Origin of the sequence: Acinetobacter brisouii (assembly GCF_008993995.1) — a bacterium.
GTDB classification, from domain to species: domain Bacteria; phylum Pseudomonadota; class Gammaproteobacteria; order Pseudomonadales; family Moraxellaceae; genus Acinetobacter; species Acinetobacter brisouii_A.
In genome coordinates this window covers 1-23248 of sequence record NZ_BKNN01000024.1, presented here as the reverse complement: position 1 = coordinate 23248, position 23248 = coordinate 1, and the positions used below count along the sequence as shown (strand labels likewise).

At 43.2% G+C, this 23248-nt stretch carries 18 protein-coding genes and 1 pseudogene; 10 read left to right on the top strand and 9 right to left on the bottom strand.

Annotated elements, in window-relative coordinates; genetic code table 11:
* The first annotated feature begins 236 nt into the window (after positions 1-236).
* The 3 genes from pheA (at position 237) to pepD (ending at position 5249) form a co-directional block, all read left to right on the top strand.
* Positions 237-1343 (top strand): prephenate dehydratase, encoded by a 1107-nt coding sequence (gene pheA / locus GBN19_RS07770; protein WP_151709491.1) that lies wholly within the window; start codon positions 237-239, stop codon positions 1341-1343.
* A 44-nt stretch (positions 1344-1387) separates the two neighbouring features.
* Positions 1388-3646, top strand: a complete 2259-nt coding sequence (locus GBN19_RS07765; protein ID WP_151777727.1) for a bifunctional prephenate dehydrogenase/3-phosphoshikimate 1-carboxyvinyltransferase — start codon at positions 1388-1390, stop codon at positions 3644-3646.
* A gap of 142 nt (positions 3647-3788) precedes the next feature.
* Positions 3789-5249 (top strand): beta-Ala-His dipeptidase, encoded by a 1461-nt coding sequence (gene pepD, locus GBN19_RS07760; protein ID WP_151777726.1) that lies wholly within the window; start codon positions 3789-3791, stop codon positions 5247-5249.
* 178 nt (positions 5250-5427) lie between these two features.
* Here the strand turns inward: pepD and rtcA are convergent, their stop codons facing one another.
* The 4 genes from rtcA to GBN19_RS07740 form a co-directional block, all read right to left on the bottom strand.
* On the bottom strand, positions 5428-6468 hold the full coding sequence (gene rtcA / locus GBN19_RS07755) for an RNA 3'-terminal phosphate cyclase (RefSeq protein WP_151777725.1): 1041 nt from the start codon (positions 6466-6468) through the stop codon (positions 5428-5430).
* A 207-nt stretch (positions 6469-6675) separates the two neighbouring features.
* Positions 6676-7134, bottom strand: a complete 459-nt coding sequence (locus tag GBN19_RS07750) for a DIP1984 family protein (protein WP_151777724.1) — start codon at positions 7132-7134, stop codon at positions 6676-6678.
* 56 nt (positions 7135-7190) lie between these two features.
* A complete protein-coding gene (locus tag GBN19_RS07745) occupies positions 7191-8417 on the bottom strand; it encodes an RtcB family protein (RefSeq protein WP_151777723.1) in 1227 nt (408 codons plus the stop codon).
* Positions 8418-8676: 259 nt separating this feature from the next.
* Positions 8677-9675 (bottom strand): ribonuclease Z, encoded by a 999-nt coding sequence (locus GBN19_RS07740; RefSeq protein ID WP_151777722.1) that lies wholly within the window; start codon positions 9673-9675, stop codon positions 8677-8679.
* A gap of 232 nt (positions 9676-9907) precedes the next feature.
* Here GBN19_RS07740 and rtcR point away from each other — a divergent pair, with 232 nt between their 5' ends.
* Complete coding sequence (gene rtcR, locus GBN19_RS07735; RefSeq protein ID WP_151777737.1) at positions 9908-11506, top strand: RNA repair transcriptional activator RtcR; 1599 nt, start codon at positions 9908-9910, stop codon at positions 11504-11506.
* A 34-nt stretch (positions 11507-11540) separates the two neighbouring features.
* Here rtcR and GBN19_RS07730 read toward each other — a convergent pair whose 3' ends face one another.
* A complete protein-coding gene (locus GBN19_RS07730; protein WP_151777721.1) occupies positions 11541-12170 on the bottom strand; it encodes an alpha/beta hydrolase in 630 nt (209 codons plus the stop codon).
* A 129-nt stretch (positions 12171-12299) separates the two neighbouring features.
* Here GBN19_RS07730 and yaaA point away from each other — a divergent pair, with 129 nt between their 5' ends.
* Together yaaA and GBN19_RS07720 are read left to right on the top strand one after the other, a co-directional pair.
* Positions 12300-13079 carry a peroxide stress protein YaaA gene (gene yaaA / locus GBN19_RS07725; RefSeq protein ID WP_151777720.1) on the top strand — a complete coding sequence of 260 codons (780 nt, stop codon included), beginning with the start codon at positions 12300-12302 and terminating at the stop codon, positions 13077-13079.
* A complete protein-coding gene (locus GBN19_RS07720; protein WP_151777719.1) occupies positions 13079-13711 on the top strand; it encodes an HD domain-containing protein in 633 nt (210 codons plus the stop codon). Before yaaA ends, GBN19_RS07720 begins: the two co-directional genes overlap by 1 nt.
* Positions 13712-13717: 6 nt before the next feature.
* Here the strand turns inward: GBN19_RS07720 and phrB are convergent, their stop codons facing one another.
* The 3 genes from phrB to GBN19_RS07705 all read right to left on the bottom strand — a co-directional run bounded on the left by phrB (position 13718) and on the right by GBN19_RS07705 (position 17166).
* Positions 13718-15148: a deoxyribodipyrimidine photo-lyase gene (gene phrB, locus GBN19_RS07715; protein ID WP_151777718.1), complete on the bottom strand. Its 1431-nt coding sequence runs from the start codon at positions 15146-15148 to the stop codon at positions 13718-13720.
* Between the two features lie 95 nt (positions 15149-15243).
* Positions 15244-15726, bottom strand: coding sequence for an FKBP-type peptidyl-prolyl cis-trans isomerase (locus tag GBN19_RS07710; RefSeq protein WP_151709502.1), 483 nt, complete (start codon positions 15724-15726; stop codon positions 15244-15246).
* A gap of 150 nt (positions 15727-15876) precedes the next feature.
* Positions 15877-17166 carry a D-alanyl-D-alanine carboxypeptidase family protein gene (locus GBN19_RS07705; protein ID WP_151709503.1) on the bottom strand — a complete coding sequence of 430 codons (1290 nt, stop codon included), beginning with the start codon at positions 17164-17166 and terminating at the stop codon, positions 15877-15879.
* 175 nt (positions 17167-17341) lie between these two features.
* Between GBN19_RS07705 and GBN19_RS07700 the strand changes: the two genes are divergently transcribed.
* Positions 17342-19045, top strand: coding sequence for a M61 family metallopeptidase (locus GBN19_RS07700; protein ID WP_151777717.1), 1704 nt, complete (start codon positions 17342-17344; stop codon positions 19043-19045).
* A 61-nt stretch (positions 19046-19106) separates the two neighbouring features.
* Here GBN19_RS07700 and uraH read toward each other — a convergent pair whose 3' ends face one another.
* Positions 19107-19508 (bottom strand): hydroxyisourate hydrolase, encoded by a 402-nt coding sequence (gene uraH / locus GBN19_RS07695; RefSeq protein WP_151777716.1) that lies wholly within the window; start codon positions 19506-19508, stop codon positions 19107-19109.
* Positions 19509-20074: 566 nt separating this feature from the next.
* On the opposite strand from uraH, the gene GBN19_RS07690 reads away from it, so the two are divergent.
* From GBN19_RS07690 to GBN19_RS07680, 3 genes and pseudogenes are all read left to right on the top strand, one after another.
* The gene (locus GBN19_RS07690; RefSeq protein WP_151777715.1) at positions 20075-22306 is read left to right on the top strand and encodes an NADP-dependent isocitrate dehydrogenase; all 2232 of its coding nucleotides are present in this window, start codon (positions 20075-20077) and stop codon (positions 22304-22306) included.
* Positions 22307-22403: 97 nt separating this feature from the next.
* On the top strand, positions 22404-23114 hold the full coding sequence (locus GBN19_RS15910; RefSeq protein ID WP_215903484.1) for a hypothetical protein: 711 nt from the start codon (positions 22404-22406) through the stop codon (positions 23112-23114).
* Positions 23115-23169: 55 nt separating this feature from the next.
* A pseudogene (locus tag GBN19_RS07680) lies at positions 23170-23248 on the top strand (IS1595 family transposase); the annotation flags it as partial.

Sequence of the window (23248 nt, the reverse complement as noted above, 5' to 3'; positions counted from 1 at the left end):
TGCTGAGAGAAGTCATGATTTGATGTGATCTATCTGAATGGTGAAATAGATCCCGAGTTCGGAAGACGTTGGTAAGCGATTTGGCGTAAAAGCAGATTGGATTTGTTGAAGTTGAGTGGCTAAATAGGGAAAACCACTCGAAATACTTGGTTTGCGCTCTGGGAGGTAATGACATTTTGCAGTTGAATGTGGTTATACTTGCAGGCAGAAAAAACATGAGCACGGGGCGAAATGACATGATCCAAGACGATCAGAAAACGACTTCTCTGAATTTAGAACAATTACGTTCGGATATCGACAGTGTAGACCAACAGATTCAAAACCTTTTGAATCGTCGTGCAGGTCTAGCTGAAGCTGTGGCAAAAGCCAAATTTGCGACTGAAGAGAATCCAGTGTTTTATCGCCCTGAACGTGAAGCGCAAGTGCTACGTAAAGTGATGGAACGCAACGAAGGCCCGTTATCTGATGCCACCATGGCTCGGTTGTTCCGTGAAATCATGTCAGCCTGTTTGGCACTTGAAGCACCCCAAAGTATTGCTTTTTTAGGCCCTGAAGGCACATTTACCCAAGCGGCAGCTTTGAAACATTTTGGTCAGGATGCGATTGTGCGTCCGATTGCCACCATTGATGAAGTATTCCGTGAAGTGGAAGCCGGTAGCGCACACTATGGTGTTGTTCCTGTTGAAAATTCATCTGAAGGGGTAGTGAACCATACTCTGGATTGCTTTAAATCATCGAGTCTTAATGTGATTGGTGAAGTTGAATTGCGTATTCATCACCAGTTTTTAGTATCTGAAAATACCCGTAAAGACAGCATTAAGCAGATTTATGCACATCAGCAAGCTTTGGCACAGTGCCGTAAGTGGCTCGATATTCATTACCCAGGTGTTGAACGTGTTGCGATGACATCGAATGCCGAAGCAGCACGCCGTATTCGCAATGAATGGCATTCAGCAGCGATTGCCTCGGATATTGCGGCAACGACGTATGGTTTGGAAATCTTGCATAGCAATATCGAAGATAATCCTGAAAATACCACACGTTTCTTGGTGATTGGTCGCGAAAAAATTCCTGCAAGTGGCAATGATAAAACTTCTTTGTTGGTTTCTGCACATAACCGCGCAGGCGCACTCATTGATATTTTAGAACCTTTTGCCAAGCACAATATTAGCTTGACCAGTATCGAAACTCGTCCAGCACTTCCTGAAAAATGGGCCTATGTGTTCTTTATTGATTTGGAAGGACATATTGACCAGCCAAATGTTGCGGCTGCACTCGATGAAATCCGTTCGATGGTCAAAGAATTGCGCGTACTGGGTTCTTATCCTGTTGCGGTACTTTAAGCAAATTAAACGCAGACAGTGGATTTAATACAGAGGCGAATTTGGTGGTAGTTTCAGAAACACAGCCCTTGTTTCACAAAGTGGCATTCATTGGGCTAGGCTTGATTGGTTCAAGTCTGGCACGGGTGATTCAGGCAGAAGGCTTGGCAACCGAAGTGGTTGCTTCAACCCGTTCAGCTAAAACCTTGCAAGATGCGAAAGCATTGGGGCTAATCCAAGCGGGTTATACCTCGGCAATTGATGCAGTACAAGATGCGGATTTGGTGGTCTTGGCGCTGCCTGTACAAGCGACTGAAAAAGTCTTGGTACAGATTCAACCGTATTTAAGAGCCGATGCAATTTTAACCGATGTCGGTAGTACCAAAGGCAATGTCGTGGCAGCGGCTCAGCGCGTTTTTGGTGAGAACTTACCTGTAGGTTTTGTCCCTGGGCATCCGATTGCAGGCAGTGAACACACGGGTGTACATGCAGGTAAGGTTGATCTGTTTGCCCATCACAAAGTGATTTTGACGCCATTACCAACCAGTGCAGATTGGGCAGTTGAAAAACTGGTCACGCTTTGGCAGGCGGCAAAAGCGGAAGTGATTTGTATGGATGTGCAAAAACACGATGAAGTGTTGGCGCATACCAGTCATTTACCGCACCTGATGGCGTTTAACTTGGTTGAGCAACTGGCAAACCGCGAAGATAATCTGGATATTTTCCGTTATGCCGCAGGTGGCTTTCGTGATTTTTCACGGATTGCTGCATCCGATCCGCAAATGTGGCATGACATTTTCTTTGCCAATAAAACTGCAATTTTAAAAGCAGTGGATGGCTTTGAGCAGCAACTGGCAATTATTCGCGGGCTGATTGAAAAAGAAGATTCTCAGGCGCTAATGGGCTTACTCGGACATGCTCAAGCCGCGCGTCAACATTTTAACCATATGCTTGCCCAAAAACCTTTAATGGAGAAAGACAAGGTGACTCAACAATTTACCATTCAACCTCAACAGCATCGTTTTGAAGGAACATTTACTGTTCCGGGTGATAAATCGGTGTCACATCGTTCGATTATGTTTGGTGCAATTGCTGAAGGCACAACACATGTCACTGGTTTCTTGGAAGGTGAAGATGCTTTGGCAACTTTACAGGCATTTCGTGACATGGGTGTGTCGATTGAAGGACCTAAAAATGGTGAAGTAACTATTCACGGTGTTGGTATGCACGGTTTGAAAGCACCTGCAAGCGCGCTGTATATGGGGAATTCGGGTACCAGTATGCGTTTGTTGTCTGGCATGTTATCGGCACAGAAGTTCGATACCGTCATGACAGGTGATGCTTCATTGTCAAAGCGTCCAATGGAACGTATTGCCAAACCACTTCGTTTAATGGGTGCTCAAATCCAGACCACAGGTGAAAAAGGCACACCACCCGTCAGCATTACAGGTGCTCAAGCGCTCAAAGGCATTCAGTACGATTTGCCAATGGCATCGGCTCAGGTGAAATCAGGGATTTTACTGGCAGGTTTGTGGGCTGAAGGTGAAACTTCGGTGACTGAACCTGAACCAACACGTGACCATACTGAACGTATGTTGCGTGCTTTTGGTTATGAAGTGAAAACCGAAGGTAACCGTATTCGTCTTCAAGGTGGTGGTAAACTCGTCGGTACAGACATCCAAGTGCCTTCTGATATTTCATCTGCAGCATTTTTTATGGTGGGTGCAGCGATTTGTGAAAATGCCGATGTGACTTTGGAAGCGGTGGGGATTAACCCAACCCGTACTGGCGTGATCGAAATTTTAAAAGCCATGGGTGCTGATCTCGAAGTATTGAATGAGCGTATTGCAGGCGGTGAACCGATTGCGGATATTCGTATTCGCGCAACACGTACACTAAAAGGGATTCATATTCCTGAAGATCAAGTGCCATTGGCGATTGATGAATTCCCAGCCTTGTTTATTGCTGCGGCATGCGCCGAAGGTGAAACGGTATTGACTGGTGCGGCTGAACTGCGTGTCAAAGAATCTGACCGTATTCAGGTGATGGCAGATGGCTTGCAAGCCATGGGTATTCAATGTACCCCAACTGAAGATGGCATCATCATTCAAGGTCAGGGTAAATCGGGTGACTGGTCTCCAATCTTTAAAGGCGCTCAGATTGAATCACACCATGACCACCGTATTGCGATGAGCTTTAGTATCGCAGGTTTACGTGCTGCTGAAGCAATTACTATTGTGGGTACTGAAACCGTTGCAACAAGCTTCCCGACGTTTACTGAACTGGCAAATCAGGCAGGTTTAAGTATCGAAGTGTCTGAATAATTCGATCTGTTAGAAATGAAAAGCCAAGCATCTGCTTGGCTTTTTTTATATGGAAAAGCCTCTTTCGACAGGTTTTACCTTGTCAGCTCATTTTGCAGTATAGTAAAACTAAACAGACTTATTTTATTGACGAGACCAGAGCATGAATGCCGTTGATTTTTCTCAACTCTCTCCACAAAACGTCTGGCAGCATTTTGCCACTTTATGCCGTATTCCACGCCAGTCCAAACAAGAACAACAACTCCGTCAATATTTAAAAGACTGGGCGGAACAAAAAGGTTTAGACACCTATGTCGATTTGGTTGGCAATTTAATTATCCGTAAACCCGCAACTGCGGGCATGCGACATAAAACAGGCGTGATTTTGCAAGGGCATCTGGATATGGTGACCCAAGCCAATCGGGGGACGTTGCATGATTTTAGTCGTGATCCGATTCAGCCGATTTTGGACAATGGCTGGCTAATTGCACCCAATACCACACTCGGTGCAGACAATGGGATTGGCGTTGCACTGGCTTTGGCTGTGCTGGATGCCGATGATATTGCGCATGGCCCAATTGAAGTTTTGCTCACCGTCGATGAAGAAGCGGGCATGAGCGGCGCACGTTTTCTTGAAGAAAATGTGCTGCAAGGCAAGTGGCTGTTCAATATCGATACTGAAGAATGGGGACAACTTTATTTGGGCTGTGCAGGCAGTCAGGATATTGAAGTCGAGCAAGCGCTGACGTATATGCACACTGATACCGAACTGGTTGCGGTTGAAGTACAAGTACTTGGACTCAAAGGTGGACATTCAGGTATTGATATCCACTTGGAGCGTGGCAATGCCAATGTGATTTTGGCGCAGTTTTTACAGCAACATTTGCCAGAACTACATGCCCATCTGATTGAGTTTTCAGGCGGTACGGCACGTAATGCCTTGCCACGTGAAGCGACTGCCAAAATTGCCTTACCTCAAGCAGCACTTGCCCAGTTAGATGCCTTGTTAGCACAAACACAATTGAATTTGCGCGTACAACTTCAAGGTGTAGATGATGCACTTGAATTACATGCTCAGCCATTACAAGAAGCGGTCACCGAAGTGATTGCTCTAGAGCAGCAACAGGCATGGCTCGCTGCTTTGTCGAGCTGTCCGTATGGCGTAGCGCAGATGAGTCAGGCACTGCCTGATGTGGTGGAAACTTCGAATAATATTGGTGTGGTGCGTTTAAACCATGAGCAAGCCAAGGTACTGATCATGGTGCGTTCAATGGTCAATGATGAACTGGAATCGCATGCACATCGTATTCAGCAGCATTTTGAGTATTACGGATTGCATTCAAGTCTTGCGCCGTTGGTTTCAGGTTGGACACCGAATCCTGAATCAGCCGCTTTAAAATGTCTGCAACGGGCTTATCAAGACACTTTTCAGATTGAACCTGAACTTAAAGTGATTCATGCAGGCTTAGAATGCGGGATTATTGCCGAGCATTATCCTGACTTGCAGATGGTGTCCTTTGGCCCTGATATTCAAGGGGCGCATGCACCGGGCGAACGAGTGAAAATCGATACTGTTGAAAAATGTTGGCAGTTGTTGATCGCTGCACTGGCAAATGTGGATTAAAACAAAGTCCTGATTTACCCATCAACCCTGTACAGATAAATACTGTGCAGGGACATATTCAGTCAGCCAAACACCATTTTCTGCCTGATAAAACTTCAAGCTATTTTTCAGGCTGATGTCTCAGCACTAGACTCAGGAATTTACTGATTTTGGTCATCTCTGACATTTTTATGCGCCTCTAAACACTCACAATAATTTCAACATGCTGATGTGCATGTTCAATCAACTCAATTTCACAGTCGATAAAACGTTTGATCATTTCCGCTTGAGTACGGGTATGCTCACTCAACGTTTGCGCGGTGAAGCGTCCGCCTCGACCCAATGCCAATGGTAATAACAACTGATCTGCCAAATATTCATCGGCAACCGCTTGGCTATGTAAGTAGTGATTGACCTCTTTCGCCAGTTGACCTGCAATCTGTTCGCCACTTTTGCGTAATTCGCCTAAAGCACTAAACACTTGGCAATGCTGTTCGCTGTCGATACAAACAAATAAACTATTGCCTTGGCTAATGCCTTTGAGTTGCAATTGTTCGGCTTGTTGCAAATCGAGTTTTTGTTGCAGGGTTGCCAGTTCTCGCTCAGCAATATTGGTATCCAAATTTAGCACTGCGGCATAGGCACGCATGGCTTGCAGAGATCCACGTAAACGTAAGTCAAGTTCTTGTCGATGTTGCCAAGGATGTACAGTCGCCTTGATTTTGCCTGCACCAATCGGGAAAAATCCTGCTTTTTCCATTTCAAAATCAATCTGAATCCCGATTTTGGCGAGTGTCGGAATAAAACTGTGCTGAATAAAATCGGCAGTCGGCGCCATCGGGTTATGCGTGCCACCATGAATGATTAATTGGCTAGGTGTTGACTGTTGTAAAAGAACAGGCAGCAAGGTTTGAAAAACCAATAAGCTGCTGCCTGCCGAACCAATCTGAAACTCGTAGTGTCCTGCCTGCGTTTGCTGCGGCGCAAAATATAAATACTGACTATGCAAGCCAGCACCCTCGGTATAGGCATGACTCATTTGTTGGGAGGCTTGCACGCAGACCAAATGCTGACGCATCAGACCGGGTTTTTTACGCCCAGCACGAAGATTGACCAATTCAAATGGTTTGCCTGTAATCATCGACAGTGAAAGGGCAGTCCTTAAAATTTGCCCGCCACCTTCACCTTGCGAGCCGTCAATGCGGATCGGAGTTGGCAAATGTGCCAAAGCTTTATTCACATTTTTTCCTTTTTATTTTTAAAATCAGAACATACTGTCAGTACGTGGTTGTACAGTTTAACAAGTTTAAGATAACAGGTGTAAAGTGCTGGGCTGAAAAGTCTCAGTGCCTGCCCACACGCGTCTTAAGGCCACTACATGTTATTTTCAATCCTATGCTGTGGCAGTAAAGGATCTCGTACTCGCCCAGTATGTCCTAAACAGGTTTTAACTCATGAGTTCAATTTGCCAGTTGGCACTTTGAATCTGCATGTTTAATTCACGGAGTTTATGTGCAATATCATCGGCTTGCAGTTGTATTTTGGAAACCGTAATGGTTTTTTTCCATTTAATCTCACGTGAACTATAACGATGAGCGTCACTTTGTGAGCTCTGAATCGTTGCAATTAAAATTCGATGTTGCTCAATATAGCGATCACGCTGAATGAGTAGCTTCAGCAGTGCTTCTCCATTGGCTAAATGTGCTGCTGCATTGGTGCGATGAATCTGGTAAATCAATTCCTGTAAAGCACTGTTGAGCTGAAATGCTTGTTCTAATAATACATTGGGATCTTCACTAGGTTCATCTCCTTCTTGTATTAAAACATTGGCTTCAATACGTTGTTTTAGTGAAGCCAGTTGTTTTTGTTGGTCGCTTCTAAGTAATAAAGCTTCTGCGAGTTTCATATTCTGATCTCTATTTAATAATGCAATATCGCGTTGAATTTTGCGTAAATCGTAATTTATCCTTTGACACAGACCACTTGGCGCAAGGTATAGACGATTTCAACCAAGTCTTGCTGCGCCTGCATCACCGCTTCAATCGGTTTATAGGCTGCGGGAATTTCATCAATCACCGCAGCGTCCTTACGACATTCCACACCTTCAGTTTGTACAATCTGATCGGCTACACTGAAGCGTTTTTTGGCTTCGGTACGGCTGAAGACACGCCCTGCACCGTGCGAACATGAACAGAAGGATTCCTGATTTCCTAACCCGCGCACAATAAATGATTTTGCACCCATCGAACCGGGAATAATGCCATACTCACCCAAGCGCGCACGAACGGCACCTTTGCGCGTGACCATCACTTCCTCGCCATAGTGTTGTTCTTTATCGACATAGTTATGATGGCAATTTACCGCTTCTACTTTGGCATTGAAGGGTTTATGAATAATTTGCCGTAAGGCATTCATCGCAGCCTGCATCATCAGTTCACGGTTTTTCATGGCAAAGCGCTGCGCCCAACCCACGGCAAACCAGTAGTCATCAAAATGCTCAGTACCTTCAACCAAATACGCCAAGTCTTTATCGGGCAGGTTGATGAAATACTTTTGCATGTCCTGACGTGCCAATTCAATAAAGTAGTTACCAATGGCATTTCCGACACCCCGAGAACCTGAATGCAACATCACCCAAACTTGATCATGTTCATCTAGACAGATTTCTACAAAGTGATTTCCTGTTCCCAATGTACCCAGTTGGGTACGGTTATTGGTTTTTTGCAAACGTGGATGTTTGGCACAGATCAGCTCAAAATCGGCAACCAGTTCTGCCCATGCCTGATCGACCAGTTCGGGTGGAGTATGCCATGAACCGCGGTCACGCTGTCCTCGAGTTTTGGTCATGCCATGCGGAATCAGACGTTCTAATTCACTGCGTAGACCCAGTAAATGATCGGGTAAATCCGATGCAGTCAATGAAGTGCGTGCTGCCATCATACCGCAGCCGATATCGACTCCCACAGCCGCAGGAATAATCGCACCTTTGGTCGGAATCACGCTACCAATCGTTGCACCAATCCCCAAATGTACATCGGGCATTACTGCCATCCATTTATAAATAAAGGGCATTTTTGCCGTTTTTAATAATTGTTGCTTGGACGGTTCATCGACAGGGACGCCTTGCGTCCACATTTTAATTGGTACGCCATGTTGATCTTGAATGATGTTGTAGTTGCGTTTATTCATAAAAAATTCCTTGCTCGGCTATTTGCCATGCGGTTACAAACAGCCATGACGCTTGATTTAAAAAATCTTCATGAGGTGTATTGCAGAAGCTGTGCCAAGGTTGAATAATTTCTAAGAATATTTTTTAAATTATTGATTATTATATAAAATATTTCAGTTTAATGGATTTTTAAGACGTTTAAAAAAGATATTGTCTTTTAGTTTTATATCTTAAAAGATAGAAAACTATCTTTTAAGATATTTAATTTTGAATTATCTGCTATTCATCTATTGAAGTCGGTTGAGCAAACGCATGCTGTGCCTGAGCAGTTTGCGTCAGCTTGCCATCTGCATCAAGATGATATTGGTCAAAGTCATGCGCAAGCCAAAATTTGCCTGAGTAAAACTGCTGAACCTCTTTTTTAATTTTTTCTGAGCCTTTGGCATCGTGATAACGTGCGCTGAGATGCGTCAAAATGAGCTGTGCTAACTGTGCCTGTTCGGCAAATTTGGCGAGCATTTTTGCGGAGCTATGCATTGGGGCAGTGCCGACTTTATCTAACACATCTTGGGTATAAGTGGCTTCGTGAATCAGCACATCGGCAGTGGCACAGGCAGCATGAAGCAATTCAGGTTGATCATTATCACCTGCGACAATGGCATGAACCTGCTGAGTTGAGGTACTCAAAAATTGTTGGCTGTTTAAAATCTGCCCATTAAATTCAATATCTTGTCCATTTTGCAAATCCCCCCATGCTTTGCCCTTGGGAACGCCCAGTGTTTTGAGGGCTTCACTATCCAGTTTTTGCTGGGAACGACTTGCTCGCAGACTAAATGCATAACTGGGCACACGATGATGGAGTCGATGCGTTTGAATCGACAGCATTTCAAGTTGATGCGGTTGCTCAAGCAATGTTTCTACATCAATAAACTCAATCGGGTAGGGCAAATACAGATCGGTGAGTTGGGCGGTGATGTTGAGCCAGTCTAGAATGGCTTGAGGTGCGATGAGAGTCAATGCCTGCTTGCGTGCATTCATCCCCGCGCTCGCGAGTAAACCAATCAGACCATAACAGTGATCGCCATGAACATGGGTAATACAAATCGCTTTGAGTTGCTGTAGCGATAATCGTGCTTGCTGAATGCGTTGTTGAGTGCCTTCACCTGCATCGACTAAAATCCAGTCTTTGCTTTTATCGAGCCCAATCGCAAACCCAGAAACATTGCGGCTGAGCGTGGGGACACCAGAAGAAGTACCGAGAAAGGTAAAATTTAACATAAGAATAGACAGCTTTTATATTGGGGGTTGTTGATGTTTTATGGTGATGTATCATCAAAATGATAAGATGAACAAGAGTGGAATAGATCAAAGGTCTGCCACTGAACAATCAGAATAGTGAACACGATGGTTATTCTAAGTCTGCGCTGATGCAAAGTCTAGGCAAGTAGCTGACTGCCTATAGCTTATGAATCATGCTTTTCAATCTTTTAAATCAAATATTTATATGACAATGCCTCATTCTAAAAAAACAGTGGTGATCGGTTTTATTGGTTCAACCCTTGATCAAGGTAAAACTGAGCAACGCTGGCAGCGTTGGCGACCTACCTTAAGCTTGTTGATGCATGATGATCTGGTGGTCGATGAACTGGTGTTGTTGCATGATGCCCGCAGCCAGAAACTGGTCAATTTTCTACAATCGGATATTCGACAGGTTTCTCCCAATACTCAACTGAGTCGGCAGAAAATCGAAATCCGTGACCCGTGGGATTTTGCCGATATGTATGGGGCACTGTATGACTTTGTGAAAAGTTATCCTTTTGATTTGGAGCATTGTGACTATTTATTGCATATCACGACAGGCACGCATGTCGCCCAGATCTGTTGGTATCTACTGATTGATGCGCATTATTTACCTGCCAAGTTGATTCAGAGTTCGCCCACCCATCGGCAAAAACCTGAGGGTGAATATCGTATTATTGATTTGGATTTATCACGTTATGCCGCTTTAAATCAGCGTTTTGAACATGAACAATCCGAAAACTGGCAACAGCTAAAAGCACAAATCGCAACAGCGAATTCGGACTTTAATCAACTGATTTGTGAAGTGGAATGTGTGGCAACCCGTTCACATGCTCCAATTTTGTTAATGGGAGCAACAGGCGTAGGTAAGTCGCAGTTGGCAAAGCAAATTTTTCAACTGAAAAAAGACAAGTTTCATTTGACGGGTGCTTTTGTTGAGGTGAACTGCGCCACGCTGTATGGTGATAGTGCCATGTCCGCGTTATTTGGGCATGTCAAAGGCTCCTTTACAGGGGCAGCCAGTCATCGAGCAGGATTACTAAAAACGGCTGATCAAGGCATCTTGTTTTTAGATGAAATTGCCGAGTTAGGACTAGATGAACAAGCCATGTTGCTCAAGGCACTCGAAGATCAGCGCTTTTTGCCTGTTGGTTCAGATCAAGAGGTTCAGGTTGAATTTCAACTGATTGCAGGAACCAATCGTGATTTACGCTCTGAGGTACAAGTAGGACGTTTTCGTGAAGATTTATGGGCACGTCTCAACACATGGACATTTTTTCTGCCTGCATTGAAAGATCGTTTGGAAGACCTCGCCCCCAATATTGAATTTGAATTACAGCGTTTTGCCAATCAGCATCAGCAGCAGTTACATTTTCGGCATGATGCTTGGCAGCGTTATCTGGCATTTGCCCAGTCGGCAGAAGCCACATGGCAAGGCAATTTTCGTGATTTAGGTTCGAGTGTGACCCGTATGGCAACTTTTGCCCAATCGGGTTATATCACTTTGGCAAGCGTAGAGCGGGAAATTCAGCGTTTGCAACAATTGTGGCAACATACACCACCATCTTCAAATTCGGTGCTCGTGCTTGAGGAGTTGCTTTCTACTGAGCAGATGACCAAGCTTGATGAATTTGATCGCATTCAGCTTGAAGGGGTGATTCGGATTTGTCAGCAAAGTAAATCTATGGCGGAAGCAGGGCGCAAGTTGTTTGCTGTGTCACGTCAGCAGCGCCAAAGTAGTAATGATAGTGACCGAGTGAAGAAATATTTGGCGCGTTTTGGGCTGACATGGCAGGACATACAGGTCTAAACCTCAACTTTCCTGCCATGAGATGCCGATTTTTTTATAAACGAATATACTGGCTAATCACTTGGCGCAGTTGCTTTAAGTAGCCTGTAAAGAAGTGATTTGCCCCTGGGAAAATCGTGATCGGGTGCTTTTGTGGTTTTGCCCATTTCACCATATCACTTAGCAGAGTAATATCATCTTCTTCGCCATGTACAAACAGCAAATCGCCTTGAATTTCTGGAGTTTGATAGTCACGTAAACCGCGTACCATCGCTGTTGGCAGACCACAAAGCACCAACTGTTTTGGACGTTCTGCAACCTCAAGTGTTGCATAACATTTGGCTAATACATGCGCACCAAAGCTAAAGCCACCTGCATAAAAATCCAGATTCGGATGCATGTCACGAAGCTGTTGCAAGATCGCCAAAATATCATGGGTTTCGCCAAATCCTTCTTCATGCAAGCCTTCAGTTTGCCCTGCACCACGGAAACTTGGACGGTAAACAATACAGCCACGCTCGGTCAAAATATTCGACAGCAACATCGGCACTTTATGATGCGCCGTGCCCCCTTGCAGCGGGTGTGGATGACAAACAATGGCAAAACTGCGGATCTCTGCCTGTGGGCGGTCAACAAAAACCTCAATTTTCCCAGCAGGACCTTGTAAAAAAATCGTTTCAGGCATAGGACTCGAAGAGCTTAATTTTAAAGTAGGGGTCATGATTGTACCGATAAACGCCATCAGAAACACAGATTGGCGTTAGAAATAGGGGACTGATATAGTGGGCAAAATATAGCAAAAATGAGGATGTCTATGCTGGCTTTAATTTCACCTGCCAAAACACTGGATTATGAAACTGAATTGCCAAGCAGCAACTTTACTCAGCCGCGTCTTTTGGATCAGTCTGAACAGTTGATTGAGGTCTGCCGTGAGTTGTCAGCGTCACAACTGGCAAGCTTAATGAGTGTCAGTGAAAAAATTGCACAGCTCAATGTGGCACGTTTTCAGGACTGGCAAACCGAGTTTGATCTGGCAAATGCGCGCCAAGCCATTTTTGCATTTAAAGGTGATGTCTACACAGGTTTAGATGCCTATGCTCTCAATGATTCACAACTGGATTTTGCTCAGCAGCATTTGCGTATGCTTTCGGGTTTATACGGCCTGCTTCGTCCACTGGATTTGATGATGCCGTATCGTTTGGAAATGGGGACGAAGTTGCAAAACCCACGTGGCAGTAATTTGTATGAATTTTGGGGGAAACGCATTACCGATCTGATTCAGCAAGACTTGCAACACACCAATAGTCAGATTTTATTGAACCTTGCATCGGATGAGTATTATAAAGCCGTGAAAGAATCTGCTTTGGATGCTCAAATTATTAAACCTGTGTTTTTGGATCAAAAAAATGGAAAATACAAAGTCATTAGTTTCTATGCCAAAAAAGCCCGTGGTTTAATGGCTCGTTTTGTGATTGAGCAGCAGATTCAACAGGTTGAAGACCTTAAAGCGTTTAATAGCGAAGGCTATTATTTCGATGCTGAAAACTCCAATGCCAAAGAACTGGTGTTTAAGCGTGAGGAACAGACCGCATAATGCCAAGCTTTCAGCAGCAGTTTCGTCAGGCGTGGCAAAAACTTTTACCCCAGTTTTTGCCTGAGCACTGGTCAGTCGAGCAGCATGAGCGATGCTTGGAAAAACTGCTGCATGCTTATCAGGAACCTCAGCGTGCCTATCATTCACTTCAGCATATTGTGGAATGTCTAGCGTTATTTGAAATCGTGCAAAGTCAAATCGAAGATGCTCTTGCCGTGCAACTGGCGATTTTCTTTCACGATGTGGTTTATCAACCACATTCGGCAAGTAATGAGCAAGAGAGTGCGATGTTGATGCGACAACAACTGGCAGGCGCATTGCCTGAAACCCAGCTCGACAAGATCGTGAAGTGGATTTTGGCAACCCAGCAACATGCGGTCGCTTCTGAGTCAGATTTGGCGTATTTACTGGATATTGATCTGGCGATTTTGGGCAGTTCACCACAACGCTTTGCTGAATATCAGCAGCAAATCCGACAGGAATATGTGTGGGTGGATGAGCTGATGTATCAGGAAAAGCGTCATGCAGTGCTGCGCCAGTTTTATCTGGCACAGCCTTTATATCAAACCCGATATTTTCAGCAGCATTATGAGCAGCAAGCCAAAACCAATTTAAAGCAGGCATTGGCTTAAATTGGTTTAACCTAAAGCTTTAAAGGCTTCAATCGCACGAACCCGACTGCTTTTCAGATCAACGATTGCTTTCGGATAGCCTAAGCCAGCTTTGTAGCCTTTGGCATAAGGCTCGTGAATAGTTTTATCGTCTAAAGATTTCAGTTCAGGCACCCAACGCCGTATATAGTCACCATTGGGGTCAAATTTTTCAGACTGACTAATCGGATTGAAAATTCGAAAATACGGTGCGGCATCTGTTCCAGTCGAAGCACTCCATTGCCAGCCGCCATTATTGGCTGCCAAATCCCCATCAATCAGATGTTGCATAAACCACTGTTCGCCTTTACGCCAGTCGATCAGTAAATTTTTGGTGAGAAACATCGCACAAATCATGCGTACCCGATTGTGCATCCAGCCCGTTGCAAGCAGTTGACGCATTCCTGCATCGACAATTGGAATGCCTGTTTGACCTTGCTGCCATGCCGCTAAACCTTCAGGATCATCCCGCCATGCAAGTTGCTGGGTTTTCGGCTGAAAAGGCAAGTGTTTAGACACTTGGGGATAGTCAAACAAAATATGCTGATAAAACTCACGCCACAGTAGTTCATCCAGCCAAGTCTGCTGACCTTCATCGGTCAATAAAAACTGTCCTTGCTGTAGGCGAAACAGCGCTTGTACACACTGGCGAATCGACAGAATGCCGATATTTAAATAGGCAGACAATTGGCTTGTGCCTGCTTGGGCAGGAAAGTCGCGTTGCTGTTTGTAGTCGGCTAAGGCATCTTCTAAAAAATCATCCAGTTGTTGCTGTGCATGCGACTCACCAATTGTCCAAAGTTGTTGTTGTTCAGTTGGAATAGCGTCATAGCCCAGTTCATGTAGTTCGGGAATTTGCTGTTCTTGTGGCGTAAGTTCAAACGGTACAGATGTCTGAATGGCAATCTCAGGATAGCAGGCAGGCAATTGCAGATTTAGGCGTTCATAACAGTTTTTCTTAAATGGTGTAAACACCTGATAGGGTTGCCCTGACTGATTGCGAATGCTACCGACAGGAAATAGTGTGCGGTCTTGGTACAGCTCCAGTTGAATCTTGACTTGAGCCAAGACATCTTGGCAGTGTTTATCCCGCTGTAATTCATGGATACCCAGTTCTACATTGGCATGTACCTGCTGAATTTGAAAGCGCTGACACAGTTCAAGTAAAACAGGTGCGATCTCTTGCCAAAGCGGAACAACCTGAACCATGAGTGGAATATTGTAGTGTTGTAATTGTTGCTGTAACTCGCGTAACTGACGCAGATAAAAGTCCAGTTTAATTGGAGCATCATCATGTTGTTGCCATTGCTGTGGCGATAAGATGACAAGGGCAAGGCAGGCGCTGTGTCGGCTGGCGTGCCATAGGGCAGCGTGATCAGAAATGCGTAAGTCTTGACGAAACCAAATCAGGGTAGGCATAAAATCAAATCAGTTAAAAACTCGATTGCCTAAAAATAGCATAAAAAAAGCAAAGCACGAGGCTTTGCTTTTTCAGATTTGCAAGAGGCAAAATCTTAGTGGTTGTGACCACCTACACCGTGAACGTGACCGTGATCAAGTTCTTCTTGGGTCGCATCACGAACTTCAACGATTTCAACTTGGAAAGTCAAATCTTGACCAGCAAGTGGGAAGTTTGCATCAACGATTACTGTGTCGCCTTCAACAGACTTAACCGTTACGATTTGCACGCCGTCATCAGTTTGAGCTTGGAACTGCATGCCCGCTTCGATTTTCTCAACGCCTTGGAACATTTGAGCAGGAACTTCTTGAACGAGGTCAGGGTTATATTCGCCATAACCTTCAGCAGCAGGAACGTTAACAGTCAATTTTTCGCCAACTGTTTTGCCTTCAAGCGCTTTTTCTAAACCAGGAATGATATTGCCTGCGCCGTGCAAATATGCAAGTGGTTCGCCTTGAGACTGGTCAAGTGTTTCACCCTCAGCATTTGTTAGTGTGTAGTGGAATGAAACCACGTGGTTATTTGCAATAGCAGTCATGTTTGTAAATCCATACAGAGTTTTAAAGTCACATCATAAAATGAAAAAACGAATTTGGGGAATGCCAATTCCGAAATTTTCGATGTAGTACATTATTGTAAATGAGTTTGGGGCTGATGCAAAAAAATCAACCCCATTTTTCTTTTGATCTTAAAGAAGCACTTTCGCAGGAGCAGGTTGATCTGCCAGAAATGGTAGTAACTCACTTAACCAATGCCAAAAGCGTTGCCATAAACTTGCGCGCTCAAGTTGTACTTGTGAATGCACCGCAACATCCTCAATCCATTGACCGTTTTGGTAAACCTTTAAGGTTGCCAATTGTAGTGTCTGATTTAAGGGTGCGGTTAACTGCTTTTGGTTGAGGGTGACCTCAATTCGTGTTTGGGTTTTATCAATTGGTTCAATAGTTGTCCCGTTATAGACCAAACGACCACTGTCATTGTTAAAGCTTCGCATATCAATATTGACAGGCTGATTATATAAAGAGGTGGTCATAAACTGAGTGGTTTGAGGAATAACCTGATATAGGGTTTCTTTACCATCGATCACAGGCAATTGTGCAATCGGCTGTTTTGCTTTAACAACGACTTCATCACGGGTGTAGTTATAGGCTAAATTCATTAAACGATGCGCAACTTCTGCACGCATTACAGGACTTGTTGTTCCTAAAACCACCACAATCAAACGACGCTCTGGCAAGTTTGGATTCATGGTTGGGCGTTTTGCGGTTAAAGCCAAGTTAAAGCCCGCTGCACGAGTAAAACCTGTCTTTAAACCATCCACAGTTGGATCTTGTTTCAGCAAAATATTGGTGGCGTGGTGTGCATGACCATTCCACGAATAACTGGTTTGCTTGGAATAACCTAAATAATCAGGGAATTGCTGAATTAGGGCATCGCCGAGTTTTGCCATATCCGCAGCAGAAGAGTAATGCCCATCCATGGTAATCCCAGCAGGATTGGTAAAGTGGGTATCTTTCATGCCTAGCGCTTTGGCTTCTTGGTTCATACGTGCAACGAAGTGCGGCAAATCTCCACCAATACGCTGAGCGAGAGTAACTGCTGCGTCATTGGCAGACATGACCACCAAGCCAGTGAGCAATTGATCAATGGTAATTTTTTGCCCAGGTCGTAAGAACATTTGCGATTCATCAGGCTGAACCACATGCACGACATTGTTGGCAATAATCACATCCGATTTTTTGAGCTTACCCGCTTTTATTTCTTTGAGTGTAATATAGGCAACCATCATTTTGGTTAATGAAGCTGGTGCACGTTGCGCATGGCTATTGTATTCAGCCAATGTTTGACCAGATTGTGGATCGTAAATTGTCCACGCCGCAGCAGGTACAGATTCGGGATCGATATTCAAAATGGCAGCTTGGGTGAAACTTGTGCATAACATGCCAAGCCCTGCAAACCAAGAAATAAAACGTTTCAAAGGACAAATCCTGAGGAGATCAAAAGAACAGGGTTAAGTATCTTCCATGACAAATATTAAAGTTAACTTGATTTACTTCATCTTGTGTACGGAATAACAGCAGTAGCGCATATTAGAGTAAAAAAATGCTAAGCTAAAGCCCTGCATAAACTGATTAAGATTAGAATTCCGACTTATGTTGCACTATCAAATAGAGTTTGACGATTACCAACAGCATCTCATTCATGTGACTTTGCGTTTTGTTGCCAACCCAACACAAGAATTGTGGTTGCCGACATGGATTCCGGGCAGTTACCTGATTCGTGAATTTGCAAAACACATTGAGTCGGTTAAAGCCTATGATGAGGCAGGACGCCAACTGAAAATCAGTAAATTTGAGAAAAATAAATGGCGTTTATTTAACACCGATCATGAGCTGATCACGGTTGAATATGATGTCTATGCTTACGATTTATCAGTACGTGGCAGTTATGTCGATCAGACGCGTTTCTATGTCAACCCAGCCTGTGTGTGCTTAGCTCTTAAAGATCAGGAAGAAGCTGAATGCGAATTGGAAGTGTTTTTGCCCGATGAGTTTAAGCATTTTACTGTGGCGACAGGCTTGACATCAAAAAGCTTGGTGAAAGGGCGCTATACCTTAAAAGCTGACAACTATATGCAGCTCATTGACAGTCCATTTGAACTGGCAGATCAAACTCGTTTTAGCTTTGAGGCTGAAGGTATTCAACATGAGTTTGTGATTTCGGGTAAACATGCGACCAATGTTGAGCGCCTACAAGCGGATATTCAAAAAATTTGCCAAACTGAAATTCAGATTTTTGGATCAGCGCCATTTAAAAACTATGTGTTTATGACTATGGCAACAGGCAATAGTTATGGTGGTTTGGAGCATCCAAACAGCACCAGTTTAATCACCCCGCGTGATGACTTGCCAAAAGCCAATGAACCAGAGGAACCATCGGAAGATTATCAGCGTTTCTTGGGGCTTTGCAGCCATGAATATTTCCACTCATGGTTGGTGAAATACATTCGCCCTGAAAACTTTGTGAATTATGATTTGCACAAAGAAAGCTATACCTCTTTGCTGTGGATTTTTGAAGGTTTCACTTCGTATTATGATGATCTGATTTTGCTGCGTAGCGGTGTGATTTCACAAGCATCGTATTTGAAATTACTCAAAGCACAGATTGACCGCTATTTGCAAAATCCAGGCCGTGAGGTTCAGTCGGTTGCCGAGTCAAGTTTTGACACATGGATTAAATTCTACCGTCCAGATGAAAACAGCAATAACGCAGGAACAAGCTACTACAATAAAGGCTGTTTAGTGGCGTTATGTCTAGATTTAGGTTTGCGTTTACGTGGTTCAAGCCTTGATGCTTTGGTACGTAAACTTTATGAGAATGCACAAAAAGGGATTCAGGTGACTGAGCGCACCATTTTTGAGTTGTGTGAAGAGCTAACGGGTCACTCATGGTTAGAGCAAATTAACCATCTGATTTATACCACCGATGAATTGCCACTTGATCAACTTTTCCCTGAATTTGGTATTGAATATCAGCTTAAAAATGACAAAACGCAGCCATTTGGTTTAAAACTTGCTGAAAAAACAGAAGGAGTGCTGATTCAACAAGCTCGCCGTGAGGGAGCAGGTGCAAAAGCAGGGCTGTCTGCCAATGATGTTATCGTGGCGATTGATGGCTTAAAGGCTTCTGAAAAGTTGTTAGCTCAATATGCAAAACAACAAGGTGAATGTGTTGTGCATGCTTTCCGCCGTGATGAACTGCTTCAGTTTACGGTTAAGGCGGCTGAAATTGGTTTGGCGACTGTGGATTTGAAAGTGGTAGATCAGAGCAAAGCTGAGAATTGGTTAAAAGCTTAATTTAGCTTTTCTTTTCTTAGAAAAAACCGATGCTCAAACATCGGTTTTTTTATTTATTAGTCTAACTTCCACGATAAGTCGAATATCCATACGGACTGATTTGAAGTGGAATATCGTAATGATTCATTGAACCATCAATCACAAAAACCACAGGCACTTCTGCATAAAACGCACGTTGATTTTTACTGCGAAACCAGTCACCTGTTTTAAACGTGGCCCGATAATAACCTTTGTCTAGATTGGCTTTATCTTTTGGATAGAGCGTGTCAAGTTGACCTTGATCATTGGTGTCACCTTCACCGATTTGAACCCATTGATTATTTTGTTGTGCTTCTAAAGTCACATGCATACGTGCAGCAGGTTGACCATTATAGGTATTGAGAACCTGAACTCGAATCGGGTTTTCTGCAAAAACAGTTGTCGTTGCTCCAAACAGCAAGCAACTCAAAATTAATTTTTTCATATACAACCTAATATCAGATAAACTTTTACATCTTAGCTTTGAATATGAGTTGTTTAGATATAAAAATGTAACTGTCATTTCAGATATATGAAAATTGGAGATTCATAGCACTGTCATGTTGAGGGCTTAGGCTGACATGAAACATCGCTGTTTTAGGCTTTGGTTGACTAAAATTAGAGTGTATAAAAGACCAAAGTAATATTAAATTAAAAAATATTGCAGGGTTAAAGGTTTGCAAAATAGTCAAACAAATGCACTACAGCGAATCAATTTATACATGAATAAAATCAGAAATTGCGTAATAATATGCATAGATATGTGAAAAATCTGATAGTTATATCGCTTATCAGCCTGAATTTCTAAACAATCTTGCGGAAAAAAACATGCAGGAATGTCGTATAGAAATGGGGTATTTTTCAGCGAAATGTCGTTATCACGAGATATATCGTTGACTGGAATGCGATGAGGGTCGATACTCTCAAGGTTTTTATTTAAGCAAATCAGTAAGTAGAACTGGGTCAAAAGCTCGGTTCTAGAAAAAATCAATTTAACACAAGGGGCTATATATGGCTGGTGGAAAGTCAAACATCATTTATACACTGACTGACGAGGCGCCATTGTTGGCGACTTATTCGCTACTGCCGATCATTGAAACCTTTACTCAGCCAGCTGGCATCGGAATCACGAAAACTGACATCTCCGTTGCAGCTCGTGTGCTCGCAGAATTCGCAGATTATCTTAGTGATGAGCAAAAAGTACCGAACAATCTTGCAGAGTTAGGTCGTCTTACACAAGATCCAGACACAAACATCATCAAACTTCCAAATATCAGTGCTTCAGTTGCACAGTTAATGGCGTGTATTAAGGAACTTCAGTCTAAGGGTTTTCCAATCCCAAACTATCCTGAAAACCCAACAACTGAAGATGAAAAAGCCATTAAAGCACGTTATGGCAAGTGCCTTGGTTCTGCGGTAAACCCAGTTTTACGTGAAGGTAACTCTGACCGTCGTGCTCCTGCTGCCGTTAAAAATTACGCTAAGAAACACCCTCACTCAATGAGCGAGTGGAAACAATGGTCACAAACTCACGTTTCACACATGGAAGAAGGTGACTTCTACCACGGTGAAAAGTCAATGACACTTGACCGTCCACGCAATGTAAAAATGGAACTTATCACAAACAGTGGTAAGAGCATTGTTCTTAAGCCAAAAGTTGCGCTTCAAGAAGGCGAAATCATTGACTCAATGTTTATGAGTAAAAAAGCGCTTTGCGACTTCTATGAGAAACAACTTGATGACTGCCGTGAAGCAGGAATTTTATTCTCATTACACGTAAAAGCGACAATGATGAAAGTTTCACACCCGATCGTTTTCGGTCACTGTGTGAAAATCTACTATAAAGAAGCTTTCGAAAAACACGGTAAGTTGTTTGACGAATTAGGTATTAACGTAAATAACGGTATGGCTGGGTTATACGAGAAAATCGAAACTCTTCCGACCTCATTACGTGAAGAAATCATTGAAGATTTACATGCTTGCCAAGAACACCGTCCTGCACTTGCGATGGTTGACTCAGCAAAAGGCATCACTAACTTCCATTCACCTAACGACATCATCGTAGATGCTTCTATGCCTGCAATGATCCGTGCTGGTGGTAAAATGTGGGGTGCTGATGGTAAGCAATACGATGCTAAAGCAGTGATGCCAGAATCAACATTTGCGCGTATCTACCAAGAAATGATCAATTTCTGTAAATGGCATGGTAACTTTGATCCAAAAACCATGGGTACAGTACCAAACGTTGGTTTGATGGCTCAAAAAGCTGAAGAATACGGTTCTCACGACAAGACTTTTGAAATTCCTGAAGCAGGTATTGCAAACATTACTGATCTTGACACTGGTGAAGTGTTATTGACTCAAAATGTTGAAGAAGGCGATATCTGGCGTATGTGTCAGGTGAAAGACGCTCCGATTCGTGACTGGGTAAAACTTGCAGTAACTCGTGCACGTAACTCAGGCATGCCTGCGATCTTCTGGCTTGACCCATATCGTCCACACGAAAATGAATTGATCAAGAAAGTACAGAAGTACTTAAAAGATCACGATACGACTGGTCTTGATATCCAGATCATGTCTCAAGTACGTGCAATGCGTTACACACTTGAGCGTGTAGTTCGTGGCCTCGATACAATTTCTGTAACCGGTAACATCTTACGCGACTACTTAACTGACTTGTTCCCAATTATGGAACTTGGTACTTCTGCAAAAATGCTTTCTATCGTGCCGTTAATGGCGGGTGGTGGTATGTACGAAACTGGTGCTGGTGGTTCTGCACCTAAACACGTACAACAGCTTGTGGAAGAAAACCACTTACGTTGGGATTCTCTAGGTGAGTTCTTGGCACTTGCAGTTTCTTTGGAAGAGCTAGGCATTAAAGAAGACAATGCTAAGGCGAAACTTCTTGCTAAAACGCTAGACCAAGCAACAGGCTTATTGCTTGACAACGGCAAATCTCCATCACGCCGTACTGGTGAAATTGACAACCGTGGTAGCCACTACTACTTAGCAAAATACTGGGCAGAAGCACTTGCTGCACAAAATGAAGATGCTGAGTTGAAAGCTAAATTTGCTCCACTTGCAAAAGCATTAGCTGAAAACGAACAGAAGATCGTTGCTGAGCTTGCTGCTGTTCAAGGTCAAGCTGTAGACATCGGTGGTTACTATGCGATTGATCCTGCGAAAGTAAATGCTGTAATGCGCCCAAGTGCAACTTTAAATGCAGCACTTGCAGCAGTTTAAGTTTTAACAAAATCGGCTGATCAGTCGATAATGTGAAAAAGCCGATGCAAATGCGTCGGCTTTTTTATACTAAAAAATATTTCAAATGGCTAAAAAGATGAATAAGAAAAATTTGAATAGAGCTATAGCAATTACAGTTATTTGGTTGGGTGGGATTGGCTTAACTTGGATATTTGGAAGTTTGAAATCACCAGAATCACTCAATGAATTAGGTGATTTCCTTGCAGGTGTTTTTGCACCTATTGCATTTCTTTGGCTGATTTTAGGCTATGTACAGCAAGGTAAGCAGTTAGATCAAAATACAACAGCATTAGAACAACAAGAAAGAGCACTTCAACTTCAAATCCATGGGATGAAAGAGAGTGTTCAACAGCAAAAAGAATTAGCTACTATTCAAAAGCAGCAGTTTGATGCCCTCAACAAAGCGGTTAAGCCAATATTTGTGATTAGAGATAGTGGATTCACATATTTTTCTCATCCTGATGGCAGTGATTTCCTAGTTGAAGTGAAGTTTAATCTGACAAATTTAGGTGGAGTAGCTAATGCGCTTTATATTCGAAACAATATGAAAAAAGCCATATTTTATGTAGATCAAATTGCTGAAAAAGAAACTGTGGAAGTAAAATTAAATCTATATGAACTTGATTTAGATGTTAATGATACGCAACAAACTATGCTTGCTGAAATTGCGATTGATTTTGAGAATTTATATGCAGTATATGAAAAATATAACTATGAAATATATATGCAAACTGAATTAGAAGTATTAGATCGTGAAGAAGTATGTCTCGTTTATAAGCGAGACTAATTTATTAAGGGGCATAGGAAGTTAAGCATATTAAAAAGTATGGTAACTTCCTTATATGAAAGCAAAAAATAGATATTATTCCCGTTCAAGAATCACAGAAGCAAAATTCAGGCAAATTATTCGCTTTTTTGCCA

Coding starts and splice junctions, on each gene's coding strand:
- GBN19_RS15910 (WP_215903484.1), top strand. CDS start 22,404: ATGAATAAGAAAAATTTGAATAGAGCTATAGCAATTACAGTTATTTGG.
- rtcR (WP_151777737.1), top strand. CDS start 9,908: ATGCCTCATTCTAAAAAAACAGTGGTGATCGGTTTTATTGGTTCAACC.
- GBN19_RS07745 (WP_151777723.1), bottom strand. CDS start 8,417: ATGAATAAACGCAACTACAACATCATTCAAGATCAACATGGCGTACCA.
- pheA (WP_151709491.1), top strand. CDS start 237: ATGATCCAAGACGATCAGAAAACGACTTCTCTGAATTTAGAACAATTA.
- GBN19_RS07750 (WP_151777724.1), bottom strand. CDS start 7,134: ATGAAACTCGCAGAAGCTTTATTACTTAGAAGCGACCAACAAAAACAA.
- GBN19_RS07730 (WP_151777721.1), bottom strand. CDS start 12,170: ATGCCTGAAACGATTTTTTTACAAGGTCCTGCTGGGAAAATTGAGGTT.
- phrB (WP_151777718.1), bottom strand. CDS start 15,148: ATGCCTACCCTGATTTGGTTTCGTCAAGACTTACGCATTTCTGATCAC.
- GBN19_RS07740 (WP_151777722.1), bottom strand. CDS start 9,675: ATGTTAAATTTTACCTTTCTCGGTACTTCTTCTGGTGTCCCCACGCTC.
- yaaA (WP_151777720.1), top strand. CDS start 12,300: ATGCTGGCTTTAATTTCACCTGCCAAAACACTGGATTATGAAACTGAA.
- GBN19_RS07720 (WP_151777719.1), top strand. CDS start 13,079: ATGCCAAGCTTTCAGCAGCAGTTTCGTCAGGCGTGGCAAAAACTTTTA.
- pepD (WP_151777726.1), top strand. CDS start 3,789: ATGAATGCCGTTGATTTTTCTCAACTCTCTCCACAAAACGTCTGGCAG.
- uraH (WP_151777716.1), bottom strand. CDS start 19,508: ATGAAAAAATTAATTTTGAGTTGCTTGCTGTTTGGAGCAACGACAACT.
- GBN19_RS07710 (WP_151709502.1), bottom strand. CDS start 15,726: ATGACTGCTATTGCAAATAACCACGTGGTTTCATTCCACTACACACTA.
- GBN19_RS07700 (WP_151777717.1), top strand. CDS start 17,342: ATGTTGCACTATCAAATAGAGTTTGACGATTACCAACAGCATCTCATT.
- GBN19_RS07690 (WP_151777715.1), top strand. CDS start 20,075: ATGGCTGGTGGAAAGTCAAACATCATTTATACACTGACTGACGAGGCG.